Origin of the sequence: Streptomyces sp. HmicA12 (assembly GCF_000373565.1) — a bacterium.
Classification (GTDB): Bacteria; Actinomycetota; Actinomycetes; order Streptomycetales; family Streptomycetaceae; genus Streptomyces.
In genome coordinates this window covers 13,721-32,744 of record NZ_KB891816.1, presented here as the reverse complement: position 1 = coordinate 32,744, position 19,024 = coordinate 13,721, and the positions used below count along the sequence as shown (strand labels likewise).

Genomic DNA, 19,024 nt, shown 5'->3' with positions numbered 1-19,024 from the left:
GGAGGACCGCTGTGGCACTCTCGATCTCGGCCGTGGTGCTGTTCGCGATCATCGTCTTCATCCTGATCAAGAAGTCGGGGTTGAAGGCCGGACACGCGGTGGTCTGCGTGCTCCTCGGCTTCTACCTGGCGAGCTCCTCCATGGCTCCGACCATCAAGCAGCTCACCACGAACGTCGCGGACATGGTCGGCGGCATCAACTTCTAGGGGTGAAGTCCTAGGCTGGGGCACATGACCGAACTGCCCGGCCGGCGTCTGCTCCTCGTGCACGCGCACCCCGACGACGAGTCGATCAACAATGGCGCCACGATGGCCAAGTACGCCGCCGACGGAGCCCACGTCACGCTCGTGACCTGCACCCTCGGTGAAGAGGGTGAGGTCATTCCGGACGAACTGGCCCATCTCGCTCCAGACCGTGAGAATCTCCTCGGCCCGCACCGTATCGGTGAGTTGGCCGCCGCCATGAAGGAACTGGGCGTCACCGACCACCGCTTCCTCGGCGGCCCCGGCCGCTTCCGCGACTCCGGGATGATGGGCGTCGAGCAGAACGAGCGGGCGGGCGCCTTCTGGTCCACCGACCTGGACGAGGCCGCGGCCCAGCTGGTCGCCGTCGTCCGCGAGGTCCGGCCGCAGGTCCTCGTCACGTACGACCCGGACGGCGGCTACGGCCACCCCGACCACATCCAGGCGCACCGCGTCGCCATGCGCGCCGCCGAACTCGCCGCGGAGCCCGCCTTCCGGCGCGACCTCGGAGATCCGCACACGATCTCCAAGATCTACTGGAACCGGGTGCCCCGGACGGTCGTCGAAGAGAAGTTCCGGAGTGTCAGGGAGAGGTTCCGGCGGCTGGACCCCGCGCCCTTCGCCGCCGTCGCGGCCGTCGGCGACGTACCGGGAGTCGTCGACGACGAGCGGATCACCGCCGAGATCGACGGACGGCCGTACCTGGAGCGCAAGGCGGCCGCGATGCGTGCGCACGCCACCCAGGTGGACGTCGCGGACGGGGGCACGGTGTTCGCGCTGTCCAACGGGCTCGCCCAGCCGCTGTTCGACATCGAGTACTACGAGTTGGTGCGCGGCGAGCCCGGATCGGCGTACGAGAAGGACCTGTTCGAGGGCGTCGAGGGCGTCCAGGACATCGAAGGAGCGCGGGCCCGATGAGTAACGGCAAGACGCAGGCCCAGGGCAGCGCCCTCGCGCAGCCGATCGGTTTCAGCCTCGGCCGGACCGTCGTCCTCGTCGTCCTGTTCGTGCTCGGCGCCCTCGTCGGCGCCGCGGGCGCGCTGGTCCAAGGCGGCTGGTTCCCGGGCGGGTTGCTGCTCGCGCTGCTCGGCGCGGCCGGGGTCTTCCACGGCGGGGCGCGCCTCACCGGCGGCAGAGCCGGAGCCGTGGCGCCCGCGGGCGGCTGGCTCATCGCCGTCATGCTGCTCACCGCGAGCCGCCCCGAGGGTGACTTCCTGTTCGGCGCGGGACTCGGCTCCTACCTCTTCCTCCTCGGAGGGATGGCCGTCGCTGTGATGTGCGCCACCCTCGGGCTGCCGCGGCAACCACCCGCGCCCGCCGCCCGACTTGGGAAGTGACGTACCACTTCGGCGGACTTCCACGGACGCCGACACGGTGGCCATAGGGGATTCACCATCCGTCACACGGTGAGTTCCCGCGGCGGCCAGTATGGTGGTGCGCGCCGCCGAGCAGCCCGCGCGAGGTCGAGACGGGCGGCGGAGCCAACCGGGAGAACCTGCTTTGAGTCGTGAAACTGACAGTTCGTCCTCCGGACCCCAGGGGCGCGGCGGTGCCGCCTACCCGTCGGGGACGCCTCCGTACGGAACGTCCGCGCAGGGTGCGGCGTCCGGCGACGCCGATCCGATGGGGCAGGTGCCCCCGGGCGACCAGGACGGCCCCAAGACCGAGACGACGCTGACCACCCGGATCCGGATCAACATTCCGGGCTCCCGGCCGATCCCGCCGGTCGTGATGCGTACGCCCATGAGTGACGTCGACGCCGGTCCCGGCGACGGCGCCGGGCAGTCCGCTCCGCAGGCCGCCGCGGCACCGGCCCCCGAGAGCCGTCCCGCCGCGCCCTCCGGCGTCGGGTCCGACCCGACGCAGACGGGCCGGCACCCGCGTCCGGCGGAGCCCGCCGAGCCCCAGGCCCAGCGCGAGGAGAAGACCAGCGACTGGTTCGCCCCGCGCAAGGGTGCCGCCGCTCCGCCGCGCCCCGGCGCCGCGGGCGCCCCGGCTCCCGCGAACGGCGGTGCCCCGTCGGGCATTTCGGGCGGAATCCCCTCCGGGGGTGCGCCGAGCGGGCCGTCCGGTCCCTCGGGGCCCGCGGGCGGTTCGTCCGGCGGCTTCGACGTGTCCGGCGCGCTCGCCTCGGGACCGCTCGGCGGTGCCCCGCGCGCCGCGCAGGACCGCGGTGACCTGCCGTACTTCTCCGGGAGCGCCGACGGTGCGCCCGAGGGCGGCCAGGAGCCCGGCGCCCCGCGCCGCGGACCGGCCGGACCCGACGGCTCCGGCAGGCCGGCCGGCCCCGGCGGCCCCAACGGCCCCAAGGGTCCCGTCGGGCCCACCACGGGTCCGGTGAGCGGCGACGGCCCGATGGTGACGCCGAACGCGCCCAACCCGCCCGTCCCCGGAGCCGGTGCCCCGACGCCGCCCCGGATGAGCGACGACACCGCGATCCTCACGCCGCAGAAGCCGGCCCCGGAACCGTCCCCGCGCGGCGGGAACGTCTCGGGCGACACCCTCACCAGCGGCATCCCCGTCGTCCCGCAGGGCGGCCAGGGCGCGGGCCCCGGCTCGCCGTTCGCTCCGCAGGGCCAGGCGCCGACGCCGCACACCCCGCCGAAGCTGCCGGACCCGGTGCAGAGCACCCCGGCCGCCCCCGCCAAAAAGAAGAAGAAGGGCCGCAACAAGCTGGTCCTGCTCGGCGCGGGCGTCGTCGGCGTGGCCGGAGTCGCGTACGGCGCGGGCCTGCTGATGAACCACTCCGACGTCCCCAAGGGCACCACCGTCCTCGGCGTCGACATCGGCGGCGGCACCCGCGACGAGGCGGCCGCCAAGCTGGAGAACACCCTCGGCAAGCGCACCGACGACGCCCTGAAGCTCCAGGTCGACGGCAAGACGGTCGCGCTGAAGCCGGACCAGTCGGGCCTCTCCCTGGACAGCGCGGCCACCGTCTCCGCCGCCGCGGGCAGCGACTACAACCCGGTCTCCGTGATCGGCTCGCTGTTCGGCAACGGTCGGGTCGTCGAGCCGGTCATGCCGGTCGACGAGGAGAAGCTGCACGCGGCCCTGGAGAACGCGGCGGGCGGCGCGGCCGCCTCCGGCGACGGCACGATCAAGTTCGTCCCCGGCAAGGCCGTCGCGGTCTACGGCAAGTCCGGCAAGGGCATCGATGTCGACCAGTCGGCGTCCGCGGTCGCCGAGGCGTACCGCGCGCACGTCGAGACGGGCAAGGACGCCGCGGTCCAGGTGGCGACGACGACGCGTCAGCCGACGATCTCGAACGCGGAGGTCGACCGGAAGATGAAGCAGTTCGCCGAGCCCGCGATGTCCGCCAACGTCACGATCACGGCGGGCGGCAAGCAGATCGACTTCGGCCCGGCCATCTCGCTGCCGAAGGTGCTCGGCATGAAGGCGGTCGACGGCCAGCTCATCGAGACGTACGACCTCCCGGAGCTCAAGAAGCTCTACGGGAACACCTTCGACGGCGTCCTGATCACCCGCGGCACCGGCAAGAAGACCCCGGTCCAGCCGACCGACGTCGCCCAGGCGATGGGCCGGGCGCTGCTCGGCAAGACCAAGGCCGAGCGCACCGTGGACATCCCGACGAACGCGGGCTGACCCGGCCGTCAACCGTCCCGCATGACAGATGTCATGCGGGACGCGCGACACGAGGCACTGCCGCGCGCGACCGCTGACCGGCGACGATGTCCGGTATGAACTCAGACGCAGCGGTCACCTTCACCGGGGTGACGAAGACCTACGGCACGGTGAAGGCCGTCGACGGGCTCAGTCTCGCCCTGCACCCCGGCGAGACCGTCGCCCTGCTCGGCCCCAACGGCGCCGGCAAGTCCACCACCCTCGACCTCCTCCTCGGCCTGCGCCCCGCCGACACCGGCGACGTGCGGGTCTTCGGCCTGAGCCCGCGCGACGCGATCGTGCGCGGCCGGGTCGGCGCCATGCTGCAGAGCGGCGGCCTGATGGACGAGGTGACCGTGCGTGAGCTCGTCCAGCTCGCGGTGGCCCTGCACCCGAAGCCGTACCGGACCGACGACGTCCTGAGCCGGGCCGGCATCACCCAGATCGCCGACCGCAAGGTCAACAAGCTCTCCGGCGGCCAGGAGCAGCGGGTCCGCTTCGCCCTCGCCACGGCCGGCGACAGCGACCTGATCGTCCTCGACGAACCGACGACCGGCATGGACGTCACGGCCCGTCAGGCGTTCTGGGCCACCATGCGCGAACAGGCCGACCAGGGCCGCACCGTCCTGTTCGCCACGCACTACCTGGAGGAGGCCGACGCGATCGCCGACCGCGTCCTGGTCCTGCACCGCGGCCGCATCCTCGCCGACGGCACCGCCGCCGAGATCAAGGCCAAGGCGGGCGCCCGGAAGGTCTCCTTCGACCTGGAGGGCCCGATCGACACGGCCGCCATCGAGGCGCTGCCGTTCCTCACCGGCGTCGACATCTCGGGCCAGACGGTCCGCATCCAGTCCACCGACGCCGACGCGACCGTGCACGCCCTGTACGGGCTCGGCGTCTACCCCCGCAACCTCGAAGTCGCCGGGCTCGGCCTGGAGCAGGCCTTCGTCGCCATCACGACCGCGGAAGAAGCCGCCCAGGAGGCGAAGGCGTCATGAACAGCCTGATCAAGCTGGAGATCACCCGCGCCCTGCGCAACAAGAAGTTCCTGTTCTTCTCGGTGATCTACCCGTCGGTGCTCTTCCTGCTCATCGCGGGCAGCGCCGACTCCGCCGACCTCATCGACGGCATCGGCCTGAACCTGCCGGCCTTCATGATGGTCTCCATGGCCTCCTTCGGCGCGCTCACCGCGGTCCTCATGGGCAACAGCGAGCGCATCGCCAAGGAGCGGGAGAGCGGCTGGGTACGGCAGTTGAGACTCACCACCCTCCCCGGCCGCGGCTACGTCCTCGCCAAGACGGCCAGCGCGGCGGTGGTCTCCCTCCCGTCCATCGTGGTCGTCTTCGTCGTGGCCGCGGTCTTCAAGGACGTACGGTTCGACGCCTGGCAATGGCTCGCGCTGACCGGCGCGATCTGGGCGGGCAGCCTCTGCTTCGCCGCGCTCGGCGTCGCCATCGGCTACCTCGCGTCCGGGGACGCCGTCCGCCCGATCACGATGATCGTCTACTTCGGCCTGTCCATCCTGGGCGGCCTGTGGATGCCCACCACGACCTTCCCGCAATGGCTCCAGGACATCGCCAAGTGGCTGCCCACGCACGCCTACGCCGCCCTCGGCCAGGCCATCGAGCTGGGGGGCGCCCCGCACGCCAAGGACGTCGCGCTGATCGTCGTCTACTTCCTGCTCTTCGCGGGCGGCGCGGCATACCTGTACCGGAAGGACACGTTGAAGGCGTGAGCACCGAGACGGGCGGCTCCGGCCGCCTCCCGGGCGTCGCCCGGCCGCCGGAGACCCGCCGCGAGGTCTACGTGAAGCTCGTGTGGATCGCCATGTGGCTGGCCTTCCTCGGCAGCCCGGTCGCCGACCTGGCGCAGGGGAACCACAGCGTGCCCGGCACGGTCTTCGCGAGCCTCGGCCTGACCGTGTTCGCGGGCGCGTACGTGGGCCTGGTGATGCGGCAGACGGGCCGCCCGCTCGGCCGGCTCGGGGCCACCGTGTGCCTGGGCCTGCTGCCGGTCCTCGCCGTCGTCCTCTCCCTGACGCTCGGGGCCGAGTGGCTCGTCCTGTTCGTCTACGTCTCGGTGGCCTTCGGCGCGGTTCTCCCGCTGCACCGGTCCCGCCCCGCGATCGTCGGCACGACGGCCGTGATGGTCGGCGTGGGACTCCTGCTCGACACCGACCCGCAGTACTGGCTGATCGTCCCGGCCCTGCTCGGCGGCTTCTCGATGATCGGCGTACGCGAACTGGTCCGCACGACGCGGGAACTGCGCGAGGCACGGGCGCAGGTGGCCCAACTGGCGGCGAACGAGGAGCGGTTGCGGCTCGCCCGGGACCTGCACGACCTGCTCGGCCACTCCCTCTCCCTGATCACGCTGAAGAGCGAACTGGCGGGCCGGATGCTCCCCGACCATCCCGAGAAGGCGGCCGGCCAGGTCGCCGACATCGAGCAGGTCAGCCGCCAGGCCCTGGTCGACGTACGGGAGGCGGTCACCGGCTACCGGCGCCCCCGCCTGACCGCCGAACTCGCGGGTGCCCAGGCCGCGTTGAAGGCGGCCGGTATCGAGGCGACGATGCCCTCCGCGGTCCCGGAGCTGCCCGAGACACAGGAGTCGGCCCTCGCCTGGTCGCTGCGCGAGGCCGTCACCAACGTCGTGCGGCACAGCGGCGCCCGGCGCTGCTCCGTGGACGTCACGCGCCGCGAGACCCTGGAAGGACCCGTCGTCGAGCTGACGGTCGAGGACGACGGCGCAGGGCCCTCGGGGGCGTCGCCGGGCAACGGCCTGACCGGCCTCGCCGAACGCCTCGCCGCGGTCGGCGGCACCCTGGACACCGGCACGGCGGGCGGCCACGGGTTCCGCCTGGTGGCCCGGGTCCCGGCGGTCTCCGTAGGATCCGCCGCATGACGACGAAGATCAGGGTTCTCCTCGCCGAGGACCAGTCGATGGTGCGCGAGGCCCTCGCGGCACTGCTCGGCCTGGAACCGGACATCGACGTCGTCGCCCAGGTGGCGCGCGGCGACGAGGTCCTCGCGGCGGCCCGCGCGCACGACGTGGACGTGGCGCTCCTCGACATCGAGATGCCGGGCTGTACGGGCATCGAGGCGGCCGCGCAACTGCACGCCGAGCAGCCGGAGGTGAGGGTGGTCGTCCTCACGACCTTCGGCCGCCCCGGCTATCTGCGCGGCGCCATGGAGGCGGGCGCGCACGCGTTCCTGGTCAAGGACGCCCCCGCGGCCCAGCTCGCCGCGGCGATCCGCAAGGTCCTCGCCGGTGAACGCGTCATCGACCCCACGCTCGCCGCGGCGGCCCTGGCCGAGGGCGCGAACCCGCTGACGGACCGCGAACGCGAGGTGCTCCGCGCGGCGGCCGACGGCCGCACGAACGCCGAACTGGCCACGGCCCTGAACCTGTCGCAGGGCACGGTCCGCAACTACCTGTCGGTGGCGATCCAGAAGCTGACGGTACGCAACAAGGCGGAGGCGGTACGGGTCGCGAAGGAGAAGGGCTGGCTGTAGAGCCCCGTCAGGGGCGCGGGGAACTGCGCGAGCAACCACCGACAACTCGCACCCGGCAACCAACGGACCTGGGCAGACGAGAGTCCGAACCTCAGTTCAACATGGCCCGAGCAGCCCGGGCCTGCCCCAACACCCGCTCCCCAGCGGCGGCGTCCACCGCGCCGACCACCTCCGCGTACGCCTCCAACTCCACGGCCCCCATCACGAAATCCCCCCGCCGCACCAGCAACTGAGCCCGCTCGTACCGCAGCCGGGCCGGATGGGAGGGCAGCAGCAACGACAGCTCCACGGCCCAGAGCGACACGTCCGACCGCTCCGGCCGCGTCGCGGCCCACGCCCGCACGTTGTTGAGGATCCGCAGCACGACCTCCAGCGGATCGGCGGGCCGCAGCATCGAGGGATCCAGCGGCGCCCCCGTCGCCCCGGCCACCAGCAGCTCCGTGTCCGGCCCCGACAGCACCCGCCCGCCGTCGAACGGATCGGCCAGCACCTGATCCTCCGGGGGACCGAACCCGACGACGAAGTGCCCCGGCAGCGCCACCCCGTACACGGGAGCGCCGGCCCGCCTGGCCACCTCCATCCACACCACGGACAGCAGGATCGGCAGCCCGCGCCGTCGCCGCACGACCTCGTGCAGCAGCGACGACTCCAGGCGCTGGTAGTCGCCCGGCACCCCGTGGAAGCCGAGCCGCGCCCCGAGCAGTTCGGCGAGCGCCGTCGCCCAGGCCCGCGGCCCGCCCGGCCGGAACGGCAACCGCCCGGCCAGCTCGTCCAGTTCGATCTGCACGGCGTCCATGCCGGCCTCGTCGAGCGCACGGTCCGCCTCCGCGGCGAGCAGCAGACACAGCTGCGCCAGATCGGGCCGCTCGGCCCGGGCCTGCTCGGCGAACCGGCGCCGGAGTTCGGTGGAACGGGGTGACAAGTGGGGGGACATACGTGCCTCGTGCCCTCTCAGGCCGATCGATTAGCGGGCCCGGCGGTGGACAGAACCGCCGATGCCGTCCTGGTGCTCCGGTGCACGGTAGTAGTGGTAGGTGTGATGCGTGGCGAAACCCATGCGGTCGTACAGGGCGCGCGCCCCCTCGTTGTCCGCCTCCACCTGGAGCCAGGCCGCCGACGCCCCCTCGTCCAGGGCCTGCCGCGCGAGCGCCGTCATGATCTTCGTCGCGAGCCCGCGGCGCCGCTGTGCGGGGTCGACCTCCACGGCACCGAACCCGGCCCACCGTCCGTCGACCACGCACCTCCCGATGGCGGCGGGCACGCCACCCTCGCCCGGCACGCTCGCGAACCACACCGAGGGACCGGCGCACAGCACCTTCTGCGCGACCTCGCTCGCCCCTTTGCGCTGGTAGCGCGCGAGCCATTCCGCCGACGGCTGCCGCGCGAGCACGACCTCGGCGCCGGGATCGGGCTGGTCCCCGACGGGGGCGAGCGCCGCGATCCGCACCTCGGTCGGCGTCTCGTCCGTCCAGCCGCGGGCCGCCAGTTCGGCGCAGAGCAGCTCCTGCGTCCCCTCGGCGCCGGTCGAGGCCTGCGCGTAGACGGGCAGCCCACGAGCCGCGTACCAACGCCGTACGTGGTCCAGCGCGTCGGCGACGGGCATGCCCGGGTCGCCCACGGGCAGCACGGAATTGGCCCGCTTGGTGTAACCGTCGGCGGCCCGCAGCCGCCACTCGCCCAGCAGCTCGCACTCCAGCGGCTGCCAGGCGCGGGCGGAGACGTGCGCGAGCTCGGCGAAGGTCGCGGACGGGCCGCGGCGCCGCGCCGGCTCCGCGGGCACGACCTTCCCGGCGACCAGTGCGGACTCCTCGACGGCGACCCGCTCCCCAGTCCGCCGCGTGATGAGCAACACACCGTCGTTCCACGATGTGAGAACACCGACGGTGTCGGTGAACTTCCGACCCGCGGAGCCCTCCTCGCTCACCCGTCGTACAGACACGCGTTTTCCCACGTCATCGCCCGAGATGCGGACTTCGAGCCGTCCGCCAGCAGTGAATTCCACAGCTAGGCCCACCCCTCCTGTTCGGATCATGGCCGGGAACGGAGATACTAGGAGGCGGGCATCGACGACGCCGCGCTCCCGCGCGCCAGGCGGCGGAGCCTGTGGAGGCCCGCCAGCGCCCTATCGAGGAGGAACGACAGCGTGACCTACGTCATCGCGCAGCCTTGTGTCGACGTCAAGGACAAGGCGTGCATCGAGGAGTGCCCGGTCGACTGCATCTACGAGGGCTCCCGGTCCTTGTACATCCACCCGGACGAATGCGTCGACTGTGGTGCCTGTGAGCCGGTCTGTCCGGTCGAGGCCATCTTCTACGAGGACGACACTCCGGAGGAGTGGAAGGACTACTACAAGGCGAACGTCGAGTTCTTCGACGAGCTCGGCTCGCCCGGTGGTGCCTCGAAGATGGGCCTGATCGAGAAGGACCACGCCTTCATCGCCGCCCTGCCGCCGCAGAACCAGTAACCCTGCTTCAGCGGTACGCACAGGCGCTGCCCCGGTCCCGTACGGCTTCCACCGCCGTACGGGACCGCGGCATTTGTACCGACCCGTGTGTCCACCGACCCGTGAGAGAAGTGAGCTGACAGGTGTCCGCAGTCCCGGCCCCCATCGACCGCATCCCCACCTTCCCCTGGGACAAGCTGGAGCCGTACAAGAAGACGGCCGCCGCGCACCCGGACGGCATCGTCGACCTGTCCGTCGGCACGCCCGTCGACCCGGTGCCCGAGCTGATCCAGAAGGCCCTGATCGACGCGGCGAACTCGCCCGGCTACCCCACGGTCTGGGGTACCCCCGAGCTGCGTGACGCGCTCGTGTCCTGGTGCGAACGCAGGCTCGGCGCCCGCGGCCTCGGGCACGTGAACGTCCTGCCGATCGTCGGCTCCAAGGAGCTGGTGGCCTGGCTGCCGACACAGCTGGGCCTCGGCCCGGGCGACAAAGTGGCCTACCCGCGGCTCGCGTACCCGACGTACGAGGTCGGTGCCCGCCTCGCCCGCGCGGACTACGTCTCGTACGACGACCCGACCGAGCTCGACCCCACGGGCATCAAGCTCCTGTGGCTCAACTCCCCGTCGAACCCGACGGGCAAGGTGCTGAGCAAGGACGACCTCACCCGGATCGTGGCCTGGGCACGCGAGCACGACATCCTGATCTTCTCGGACGAGTGCTACCTCGAACTGGGCTGGGAGGCGGAGCCGGTCTCGGTGCTGCACCCGGACGTCAACGGCGGTTCCCACGAGGGCCTGGTCGCCGTCCACTCGCTCTCCAAGCGCTCGAACCTGGCGGGCTACCGGGCCGCGTTCCTGGCCGGCGACGCGGCGGTCCTCGATCCGCTGCTCCAGATCCGCAAGCACGGCGGCATGATGACGTCGGCTCCGACGCAGGCGGCGGTCGTCGCGGCCCTCGGCGACGACCAGCACGTCCAGGAGCAGCGCGCCCGCTACGCCGCCCGCCGCGAGCAGCTGCGCGAGGCCCTGCTGAAGCACGGCTTCCGCATCGAGCACAGCGAGGCGAGCCTGTACCTGTGGGCGACCCGCGACGAATCCTGCTGGGACACGGTGGCCCACCTCGCGGAACTCGGCATCCTGGTGGCCCCCGGCGACTTCTACGGCGAGGCGGGCGACCGCTTCGTACGGGTGGCCCTGACGGCCTCGGACGAGCGGGTGCGGGCAGCGGTCGCCCGACTGTCCTGACGCGGGCCGACTGCCGCATTCACGGCGAAAGCGGGGTGCCCGGGAGCTTTCGGCTCCCGGGCACCCCGCTTTCGGTACGCGGCGACTAGCCGAGCGGCAGGCCGCCACCGGCGACCGGCAGCCCGCCCAGGGAGTCGGTGGGCAGACCGCCACCGGCGACCGGAAGGCCGTCCTTGGTGGCCGACCCGGCCGTGTCGCCGAGCACCTCACCGGCGCTGCCGGCCAGGTCGCCCGCGGCCTTCTGCGCGGCGGGCGTCGCGGTCTTGGCGCCCTTGCCGACCGCCTTGCCCGCCGACGGCACGGCCTTCTTGACGGCCTTGCTGCCGGTGTCGCCCGCGACGCCGCTCACCTGCTGAGCCGCACCGTCGACGCTGCTTCCCAGGCCCGCACCGTCCAGAGCGGTCACACCGCCGAGGTCGGGGGCGGCCGGGAGGTCGACGGCGCTCGCGGAGCCGGCCGCACCGACCACGGAGGCTGCGCCGGCCGCTCCGAGGAGGGCGGCGCGGGCGATCCGGCGGGTCAGGGGGAGGGACATGATGCTCCTTAGACGGGAGAGAACGTTTGGCGTCCGTTCTCCGTGCGGCGCCTCGTGCCGCTCGGCGTTCGGACGCCGTGACAACAGCCCGACGCCCCGGGAAGGTTGCGGGTCGGCAACGTAAAGGGTTGGCAATGCGTCGCATAATCAGCTGCGGATAAAAGCGGGTAAACGCCGCGCTTCCAAGGTCGCGGAAAACCCGCTGAAGCCCTTTGTTCCCAAGGGATTTGAGCGCCGGGCAGGGATCCGCCCGCAAACGGACCCGTGGCGTCCATGAGACGTGATCCACGTGCCCCTATCGAGTGACCGACCGCACTACTGCCCAGTGACGATTCGCACCTCGTCGGCGGCCGACGAGGACCCTGAACCGGCCTTCGCGTCCCCCGTCGCCGAGGACGCCTTCGGCGCCTTTGGTGTCTTCGGTGCCTTGTGCCACTCATGCCCGGATTCTCCGGCGGTCCACTCCCGGCCCGCATAGGAGACGAGTTCGATGTGCAACGCGGACGAGTTGGCCACCGCCCACTGCGCCAGCTCCCAGCCGCGCTGCCGTTCCCCGCCCTCGGCGGAGTCGACGGTGGCGGGCACCGGAACCCGTACGGACCGCTTGTCCTTGCCCGCCGTCGGTGCCACGTCCCGCCCGAAGTCCCGTGTGAGCGCGGCCTTCACGTCCGCGGGACCGACGGCCCGCGCGCCGTCGGCGCCGCCCGGTGTGCCCTCGCACGTGAGCGAGGCCGCGGCCCGGCCGGTCAGCGAGGCGGCGAGCAGCGTCGCGTCCGGCTCGTGCTTCGCGTACGCCTGCGGATAGCCGCTGCGCTGCACGCGCTGCGCGGCCACGGTCAGCGGCAGCCGCGAATAGCCCGGGATCTTGTCCAGGTGCGCGTAGAACCGCTCCGCCGCGTAGGCCGGGTCCATGATCTGCTCCTCGGTGCCCCAGCCCTCGGAGGGGCGCTGCTGGAACAGTCCGAGCGAATCCCGGTCGCCATGGCGGATGTTGCGCAGGCCGGACTCCTGGAGCGCGGTCGCGAGCGCGATGGTGACGGCGCGCTCGGGCATGCCGCGGGAGGTGCCGACGGCGGAGATCGTCGCCGCGTTCACCGCCTGCTCGGCCGTGAACGCGTAGGACGCCCCGTCCCCGTTGGCCGAGACGACCGTGCATCTCGGGGTGGAGCGGCCTCCCGTGGCGTACTGCACGGCCACGTAGGTGGCCACGGCGAGCAGCACGACGACCGACGCGCCGATCCGCAGGAGACGGCCGCGCCTCATGAGGATGGAGGGCTCAGGCACGCGTCCAAGGTACTGGAGTCCACCGACAGGACGGACGGCGGCGGCGTGGGCCCGAAAGCTTAGGATCGGCGTCATGGACCGCACCGCGCTTGACCTCACCCAGGACGCCGCCCGCCTCACCGCCCAGCTGGTCGACTTCGCCTCGCCCAGCGGCAGTGAGAAAGAGCTCGCGGACGCCGTCGAGGAGGCCCTGCGCGCGCTGCCGCACCTGACGGTCGACCGCTACGGCAACAACGTGGTCGCGCGCACGAACCTCGGCCGCTCCGAGCGCATCATCCTGGCCGGGCACATCGACACGGTCCCGATCGCGGACAACGTCCCCTCGCGCCTCGACGAGGACGGCGTCACCCTGTGGGGCTGCGGCACGAGCGACATGAAGTCGGGCGTCGCGGTGCAGCTGCGCATCGCGCAGACGGTCACCGAGCCCAACCGCGACCTCACGTTCGTCTTCTACGACAACGAAGAGGTCGCCGCACACCTGAACGGCCTGGGCCATGTGGCCGACGCCCACCCCGACTGGCTGGAGGGCGACTTCGCGATCCTCCTGGAGGGCACCGAGGGCCTGGTCGAGGGCGGCTGCCAGGGCACGCTGCGCGTCATCCTGAAGGTGAAGGGCGAGCGGGCCCACTCCGCGCGCGCGTGGATGGGAAAGAACGCCATTCATGCCGCGTCCCCGATCCTGGAGAAGCTGGCCGCCTACGAGCCCCGCAAGCCGGTCGTCGACGGCCTGGAGTTCCACGAGGGCCTGAACGCCGTCCGCGTCGAGGGCTTCGTCGCCACGAACGTCATCCCGGACGCATGCGCCGTCACGGTCAACTTCCGTTACGCGCCGGACCGTTCGACGCAGGAGGCCGAGCAGTTCGTCCGCGACTTCTTCGCCGACTGCCCCGTCGAGGAGTTCATCGTCGACGACCACACGGGCGGCGCCCGGCCCGGCCTCACCCACCCCGCGGCGGCCGCCTTCCTGGCCGCGGTCGGCGGCGAGGCACGTCCCAAGTTCGGCTGGACCGACGTCTCCCGCTTCAGCGCGCTCGGCGTCCCCGCGGTGAACTACGGACCCGGCAACCCGATCTACGCCCACAAGATCGACGAGCGGGTCGACACCCGGCTCATCCTGGAGGCCGAGAAGGTCCTCGCCGCCTGGCTCACCGCTCCCTGATACGCCGAGGTCCCTCGCCTGTAACCCGCGTAGACCTACCCTTGCTCTACGTAAGTGCGTGATGACTGCGCAGGAAGGGAGCAGGCGATGAGCAACCCGGAGGGCACGCGACGTCCCAAGGAGCAGTTGACAGGTCCGGTGATCCGCCGCCGCGATCAGGTACAGCCGGGGACGAGCGACCAGCGTCTGCTCGACACGGAGGGCCCCTCGGGCTGGGTGCACACCGACCCCTGGCGGGTCCTGCGCATCCAGTCCGAGTTCATCGAGGGCTTCGGCACCCTCGCCGAACTGCCGCCCGCGATCAGCGTGTTCGGCTCCGCCCGCACGCCGGAGGACTCGCCGGACTACGCGGCGGGCGTCGCGATCGGCAAGGCCCTGGTCGAGGCCGGCTTCGCGGTGATCACGGGCGGCGGCCCGGGCGCCATGCAGGCCGCCAACCAGGGCGCCGTGGAGGCCAAGGGCATCTCGGTCGGCCTCGGCATCGAGCTCCCCTTCGAACAGGGGCTCAACCAGTACGTCGACCTCGGACTGAACTTCCGCTACTTCTTCGTGCGGAAGACGATGTTCGTGAAGTACGCGCAAGGCTTCGTGGTCCTGCCCGGCGGCCTCGGCACCCTGGACGAGCTCTTCGAGGCGCTCACCCTCGTACAGACGACGAAGGTGACGCGCTTCCCGATCGTCCTCTTCGGCACGCAGTACTGGAGCGGCCTCGTCGACTGGCTCAAGAACACGGTGATCGCCCAGGGCAAGGCCAGCGAGGCGGACCTCCTCCTGTTCCACGTCACGGACGACGTGGACGAGGCGATCACGCTGGTCACCAAGGAGACCGGGAAGTAGTTCCCTGCGGGGAGAGGGGTTACGCGAGTCCCCGGCGGGCCACCGCCGGGGGCCGGTGGCCCGCGATGGACGCCACCATGTCGAGCACCTGCCGGGTCTCGGCGACCTCGTGCACCCGGTAGACCTGCGCCCCGAGCCACGCCGACACGGCGGTCGTCGCGAGCGTTCCGATGACGCGCTCCTTGACGGGCTTGTCGAGGGTCTCGCCCACGAAGTCCTTGTTGGAGAGCGAGACGAGCACCGGCCACCCCGTCTCCACCATCTCCGGAAGACGTCGGGTCGCCTCCAGCGAGTGGCGCGTGTTCTTCCCGAAGTCGTGCCCCGGATCGATCAGCACGGACTCGCGCGCCACACCGAGGGACACCGCCCGCTCCGCGTAGGAGACGGTCACGTCCAGGATGTCCGCCATCACGTCGTCGTACGTGACCCGGTGCGGGCGCGTACGCGGCTCGGCGCCGCCCGCGTGCGTGCACACGATGCCCACCCCGTAGCGGCCCGCGACCTCCGCGAGCTTCGGGTCGACGCCGCCCCAGGCGTCGTTGAGGAGATCGGCGCCCGCCTCGCACACGGCCTCGCCGACCTCGTGCCGCCAGGTGTCGACGCTGATGATCACGTCGGGGAAGCGCCGCCGCACCTCCGCCACGAAACCGACGGTGCGCCGCGCCTCCTCCTCGGCGTCGACCTCCTCGCCGGGACCGGCCTTCACCCCGCCGATGTCGACGATCAGGGCGCCCTCGGCGACGGCCTGCTCGACCCGGGCGAGCGCGGGCTCGTCCTGGAACGTGGCGCCCTGGTCGTAGAAGGAGTCGGGGGTCCGGTTCACGATCGCCATGATCACCGGTTCGTGCGCGGCGAACTCGTGCCGGCCCAGCCTGAGCATCCCTGTGACTCTCCTCTGGATCCCACTGCAATCACGTATCAACGGTCGCCTGCGACCTTAACTGTCAGTGCGGCATGGCACGATCGGAGCCTGACGGTTTCGAGCCCAGGGGACAGCAGCGATGGTCATGTTCTTGTTTCTGGTCGCCGCGCTCGTCGTGGTGGTCGCGGCGGTGACGCTCGCGGTCCTCGGCGGCGGCGACGGCGGCACACTGCGCGACGAACCGTCCCAGTTCTACGCCGACCCGCTGCCGCAGGACCGTCCGGTGGCCCCCGCCGACGTGGACGCGCTGCGCCTGCCGACCGCCGTGCGCGGCTACCGCATGGCGGAGGTCGACGACGCGCTGAACCGGCTGGGCGCGGAGCTCGCCGAGCGCGACGCGCGCATCACTGAGCTGGAGTCGGCACTCGCCACCGCCCACGACGGGGCGCACCGGCGACAGGCCGACCGCGGGCCCGAGCAGGGCGGCTTCGCGCCGCCCGGCGGGTACCTGGGCGAGTCGGGGGAGGGCCTGCAGTGAGCGCCGAACCGACCGGCGCCGCGATCCCCGGACCCGACGGAAAGCTCCGCTGCCCCTGGGGCCTGTCGACCGAGGACTACGTCGCCTACCACGACACGGAGTGGGGCCGCCCGGTCCACGGCGACGACGCCCTCTTCGAGCGACTCTGCCTGGAGGCCTTCCAGTCGGGCCTGTCCTGGATCACGATCCTGCGCCGCCGCGAGACCTTCCGCGCCGCCTTCTCCGACTTCAAGATCGCGGACGTCGCGACGTTCACGGACACCGACCGCACCCGTCTGCTCGCCGACCCCGGCATCATCCGCAACAGAGCGAAGGTCGACGCCACGCTCGCCAACGCGCGGGTGCTCGCGGACTGGTCGCCGGGCGACCTCGACAAGCTGATCTGGTCCTTCGCCCCGGACGCCGCGAACCGCCCCGCGCCGCGCGCCCTGTCCGATGTACCGGCGATCACGGACGAGTCGAAGGCCCTGTCCAAGGAGCTGAAGAAGCGCGGCCTGCGCTTCGTCGGCCCGACCACGGCGTACGCGCTGATGCAGGCATGCGGGCTGGTCAACGACCACTTGGCCGACTGCACAGCCCGCACGAAGGCCGGCTAGCGGCCCAGGTACTTCGGCTTCTCCTTGGCGATGAAGGCCTGCACCGCGATGGCGTGGTCCTCCGACGCACCGGCCCGCGCCTGCAGTTCGTCCTCCTTGTCGAGGGCCTCGTCGAGGGAGTGGTCCGCGGCGTAGGCGACCGACTCCTTCAGCGCGGCGTACGCGACGGTCGGCCCGGCGGCGAGCAGCAGCGCGAGCTTGCGGGCGGTCTCCGCCAGCTCGTCGGCCGGCACGATCTTGTTGACGGCGCCGATCTCGAAGGCCTCCTGCGCCGTGATGGTGCGCGGGAACAGCAGCAGATCGGTGGCCCGGCCAGGACCGATGAGCCGCGGCAGGGTCCACGAGACACCCGAGTCGGCGGTCAGCGCGACACCCGCGAACGACGTGTTGAACGAAGCCGTGTCCGCGACGATCCGGTAGTCCGCGCAGAGCGCGAAACCGAAGCCCGCACCGGCCGCCACGCCGTTCACCGCCGCCACGACCGGCTTCGGCATCTGGGTCAGCGCCCGCACGATCGGGTTGTAGTGCTCCCGCACCGTGTTCATGGTGCGCCCCTGACCGTCCTTCCGGTCCGCCATCAGGGAGCCGATGTGTTCCTTCAGGTCCTGGCCCACACAGAACGCACGGTCGCCGGCCGCCGTGAGGAGCACCGCCCGCACGGCCTTGTCGTCGGCGGCGGCCTGCACCGCGTCGCGGAGGGCGACCTTGGCCTCGGTGTTCATCGCGTTCATCGCCTCGGGGCGGTTCAGCGTGATCGTCGCGAGCCCGTCGCTCACCTCGTAGAGCACGGTGTCGGCCATGACACTCCTCCTACTATGCGGTTGCTTAGTCGTCCGTGCTCAGCATGACGGAGATCACGGGCCGCGGAGCACCCTCTGCATGTGACCTGCGTCAAACAATTCCGTCACGGAAGAGGCGCGAGAGCGGCGCAGTATCGCAGCCACATCCCCGAATTGAGTGGTTTTGCTCAAGCGCGTTGCGCAAGCGATGCGGACCGATGTTGGTCATCGGGTCCTGCGATGCGGGATAATGGCCTAGAAGCAATGTGTTCGATGCCGGTGATGAGTGCCCGTTCAGGGGTTGCCGTCGGCGCTGACGTGAGCTGGTTTCAGGAAGGGGAACGAGCATGGCGGCCATGAAGCCGCGAACGGGTGACGGCCCGCTCGAGGTGACCAAGGAGGGGCGGGGCATCGTCATGCGGGTTCCGCTCGAAGGCGGCGGTCGACTCGTCGTGGAGCTGACGCCCGACGAGGCCGACGCCCTTGGCGACGCTCTGAAGAAGGTCGTCGGCTGACGCGGAAGCGACCATACCTTTTCGTCCGCCCCGGCACACATTCGGTGCCGGGGCGGACGTGCGTCCAGTGAAAACGCCGGGGAAGGGGCACCCCGAAGGGCGCGGTCCCGCGCCGATGTGCGGCCGGCGCCCGCCTACCGTTTGACGGCGCAGAGCAGCCCGTCGCCGACCGGCAGCAGCGACGGCAGCAACTCGGGAGACTCCCGTACGGCCCGCAGCAGCTCCCTGAGCCGCACGACCTCCACCGGCTGCGGCCCCGAGTCGACGGTCCGCCCGTCGGCGAAGACACCCTCGAAACAGACCAGCCCACCGGGTCGCAGCAGCCGCAACGATTCGGCGAGATAGTCGAGGGACTCCATCCGGTCGCCGTCGCAGAACACGAGGTCGTACCCGCTGTCGGCGAGCCGCGGCAGCACGTCGAGCGCCCGCCCCGGAATGAACCGGGCCCGGTTGCTGGCGAAGCCGGCCGCGCGGAACGCCTGCCGCGCGAACTGCTGCCGCTCCGGCTCCGGATCGACCGTGGTCAGCACGCCGTCGGGCCGCATCCCGTAGAGCAAATGGATGCCGGACACGCCCGTGCCCGTACCGATTTCGGCGACGGCCTTGGCCCCCACCGTGGCAGCGAGCAACCGCAGCGCGGCGCCCGCGCCGGGGGACACCGAGCGCAGCCCCGCGTCCCGGGCCCGGTCGCGGGCCCAGCGCAGTGCGTCGTCCTCGGCGACAAAGGCGTCGGCGAACGCCCAACTCGTCTGCCGGTTGCCGGTAATGGCCCTCTCCTGTCCCCGTGGTTGCCTGCGCGTGACTTTATCCGTTGGTGGCGGGAACTCGCAGATGGGACCGGGCGTTTAGGAGAG

At 71.6% G+C, this 19,024-nt stretch carries 22 protein-coding genes; 15 read left to right on the top strand and 7 right to left on the bottom strand.

Annotation, left to right across the window (positions count from 1 at the left end):
- The first annotated feature begins 11 nt into the window (after positions 1 to 11).
- The 8 genes from B072_RS0124935 (at position 12) to B072_RS0124900 (ending at position 7,375) form a co-directional block, all read left to right on the top strand.
- A complete protein-coding gene (locus B072_RS0124935; RefSeq protein WP_018532669.1) occupies positions 12 to 206 on the top strand; it encodes a hypothetical protein in 195 nt (64 codons plus the stop codon).
- Between the two features lie 24 nt (positions 207 to 230).
- On the top strand, positions 231 to 1,160 hold the full coding sequence (gene mshB / locus B072_RS0124930; protein WP_018532668.1) for an N-acetyl-1-D-myo-inositol-2-amino-2-deoxy-alpha-D-glucopyranoside deacetylase: 930 nt from the start codon (positions 231 to 233) through the stop codon (positions 1,158 to 1,160).
- Entirely contained in the window at positions 1,157 to 1,579 is a 423-nt protein-coding gene (locus B072_RS0124925; protein WP_018532667.1) for a DUF6113 family protein, read from the top strand. The genes mshB and B072_RS0124925 overlap by 4 nt, the downstream gene beginning before the upstream one ends.
- Positions 1,580 to 1,742: 163 nt before the next feature.
- Complete coding sequence (locus B072_RS0124920; RefSeq protein WP_026246263.1) at positions 1,743 to 3,845, top strand: hypothetical protein; 2,103 nt, start codon at positions 1,743 to 1,745, stop codon at positions 3,843 to 3,845.
- 86 nt (positions 3,846 to 3,931) lie between these two features.
- Positions 3,932 to 4,861 (top strand): ABC transporter ATP-binding protein, encoded by a 930-nt coding sequence (locus B072_RS0124915; protein ID WP_078506571.1) that lies wholly within the window; start codon positions 3,932 to 3,934, stop codon positions 4,859 to 4,861.
- Positions 4,858 to 5,598 carry an ABC transporter permease gene (locus B072_RS0124910; RefSeq protein ID WP_018532664.1) on the top strand — a complete coding sequence of 247 codons (741 nt, stop codon included), beginning with the start codon at positions 4,858 to 4,860 and terminating at the stop codon, positions 5,596 to 5,598. The genes B072_RS0124915 and B072_RS0124910 overlap by 4 nt, the downstream gene beginning before the upstream one ends.
- Complete coding sequence (locus B072_RS0124905; protein WP_018532663.1) at positions 5,595 to 6,764, top strand: sensor histidine kinase; 1,170 nt, start codon at positions 5,595 to 5,597, stop codon at positions 6,762 to 6,764. Before B072_RS0124910 ends, B072_RS0124905 begins: the two co-directional genes overlap by 4 nt.
- Positions 6,761 to 7,375: a response regulator transcription factor gene (locus tag B072_RS0124900; RefSeq protein ID WP_018532662.1), complete on the top strand. Its 615-nt coding sequence runs from the start codon at positions 6,761 to 6,763 to the stop codon at positions 7,373 to 7,375. The genes B072_RS0124905 and B072_RS0124900 overlap by 4 nt, the downstream gene beginning before the upstream one ends.
- A 91-nt stretch (positions 7,376 to 7,466) precedes the next feature.
- Here B072_RS0124900 and B072_RS0124895 read toward each other — a convergent pair whose 3' ends face one another.
- Both B072_RS0124895 and B072_RS0124890 read right to left on the bottom strand, forming a co-directional pair.
- Positions 7,467 to 8,309 carry a tetratricopeptide repeat protein gene (locus B072_RS0124895; RefSeq protein ID WP_018532661.1) on the bottom strand — a complete coding sequence of 281 codons (843 nt, stop codon included), beginning with the start codon at positions 8,307 to 8,309 and terminating at the stop codon, positions 7,467 to 7,469.
- A gap of 30 nt (positions 8,310 to 8,339) precedes the next feature.
- Positions 8,340 to 9,377 (bottom strand): GNAT family N-acetyltransferase, encoded by a 1,038-nt coding sequence (locus B072_RS0124890; protein WP_026246262.1) that lies wholly within the window; start codon positions 9,375 to 9,377, stop codon positions 8,340 to 8,342.
- Between the two features lie 141 nt (positions 9,378 to 9,518).
- Between B072_RS0124890 and fdxA the strand changes: the two genes are divergently transcribed.
- A complete protein-coding gene (gene fdxA / locus B072_RS0124885) occupies positions 9,519 to 9,839 on the top strand; it encodes a ferredoxin (protein WP_018532659.1) in 321 nt (106 codons plus the stop codon).
- Between the two features lie 122 nt (positions 9,840 to 9,961).
- Complete coding sequence (locus B072_RS0124880) at positions 9,962 to 11,065, top strand: bifunctional succinyldiaminopimelate transaminase/glutamate-prephenate aminotransferase (protein WP_018532658.1); 1,104 nt, start codon at positions 9,962 to 9,964, stop codon at positions 11,063 to 11,065.
- 85 nt (positions 11,066 to 11,150) lie between these two features.
- On the opposite strand, the gene B072_RS0124875 is transcribed toward B072_RS0124880, so the two are convergent.
- Together B072_RS0124875 and B072_RS0124870 are read right to left on the bottom strand one after the other, a co-directional pair.
- Positions 11,151 to 11,600, bottom strand: a complete 450-nt coding sequence (locus B072_RS0124875; protein WP_018532657.1) for a hypothetical protein — start codon at positions 11,598 to 11,600, stop codon at positions 11,151 to 11,153.
- A gap of 315 nt (positions 11,601 to 11,915) precedes the next feature.
- Positions 11,916 to 12,863, bottom strand: coding sequence for a hypothetical protein (locus B072_RS0124870; RefSeq protein ID WP_018532656.1), 948 nt, complete (start codon positions 12,861 to 12,863; stop codon positions 11,916 to 11,918).
- Between the two features lie 94 nt (positions 12,864 to 12,957).
- Between B072_RS0124870 and dapE the strand changes: the two genes are divergently transcribed.
- Both dapE and B072_RS0124860 read left to right on the top strand, forming a co-directional pair.
- Positions 12,958 to 14,043 (top strand): succinyl-diaminopimelate desuccinylase, encoded by a 1,086-nt coding sequence (gene dapE, locus B072_RS0124865; RefSeq protein WP_018532655.1) that lies wholly within the window; start codon positions 12,958 to 12,960, stop codon positions 14,041 to 14,043.
- A gap of 87 nt (positions 14,044 to 14,130) precedes the next feature.
- Positions 14,131 to 14,880, top strand: coding sequence for a TIGR00730 family Rossman fold protein (locus tag B072_RS0124860; protein ID WP_018532654.1), 750 nt, complete (start codon positions 14,131 to 14,133; stop codon positions 14,878 to 14,880).
- A 19-nt stretch (positions 14,881 to 14,899) separates the two neighbouring features.
- Here the strand turns inward: B072_RS0124860 and folP are convergent, their stop codons facing one another.
- A complete protein-coding gene (folP, locus tag B072_RS0124855; RefSeq protein ID WP_018532653.1) occupies positions 14,900 to 15,760 on the bottom strand; it encodes a dihydropteroate synthase in 861 nt (286 codons plus the stop codon).
- A gap of 121 nt (positions 15,761 to 15,881) precedes the next feature.
- Between folP and B072_RS44000 the strand changes: the two genes are divergently transcribed.
- Together B072_RS44000 and B072_RS0124845 are read left to right on the top strand one after the other, a co-directional pair.
- Complete coding sequence (locus B072_RS44000) at positions 15,882 to 16,280, top strand: DivIVA domain-containing protein (RefSeq protein ID WP_018532652.1); 399 nt, start codon at positions 15,882 to 15,884, stop codon at positions 16,278 to 16,280.
- Positions 16,277 to 16,876 (top strand): DNA-3-methyladenine glycosylase I, encoded by a 600-nt coding sequence (locus tag B072_RS0124845; RefSeq protein WP_018532651.1) that lies wholly within the window; start codon positions 16,277 to 16,279, stop codon positions 16,874 to 16,876. Before B072_RS44000 ends, B072_RS0124845 begins: the two co-directional genes overlap by 4 nt.
- Here B072_RS0124845 and B072_RS0124840 read toward each other — a convergent pair.
- The gene (locus B072_RS0124840; protein ID WP_018532650.1) at positions 16,873 to 17,676 is read right to left on the bottom strand and encodes an enoyl-CoA hydratase/isomerase family protein; all 804 of its coding nucleotides are present in this window, start codon (positions 17,674 to 17,676) and stop codon (positions 16,873 to 16,875) included. The two genes, B072_RS0124845 and B072_RS0124840, sit on opposite strands and share 4 nt — an antisense overlap.
- A 326-nt stretch (positions 17,677 to 18,002) precedes the next feature.
- On the opposite strand from B072_RS0124840, the gene B072_RS46805 reads away from it, so the two are divergent.
- On the top strand, positions 18,003 to 18,170 hold the full coding sequence (locus tag B072_RS46805; RefSeq protein ID WP_003966491.1) for a DUF3117 domain-containing protein: 168 nt from the start codon (positions 18,003 to 18,005) through the stop codon (positions 18,168 to 18,170).
- Positions 18,171 to 18,304: 134 nt separating this feature from the next.
- Here B072_RS46805 and B072_RS0124830 read toward each other — a convergent pair whose 3' ends face one another.
- Entirely contained in the window at positions 18,305 to 19,003 is a 699-nt protein-coding gene (locus B072_RS0124830; protein WP_078506569.1) for an O-methyltransferase, read from the bottom strand.
- Between the last annotated feature and the right edge of the window lie 21 nt (positions 19,004 to 19,024).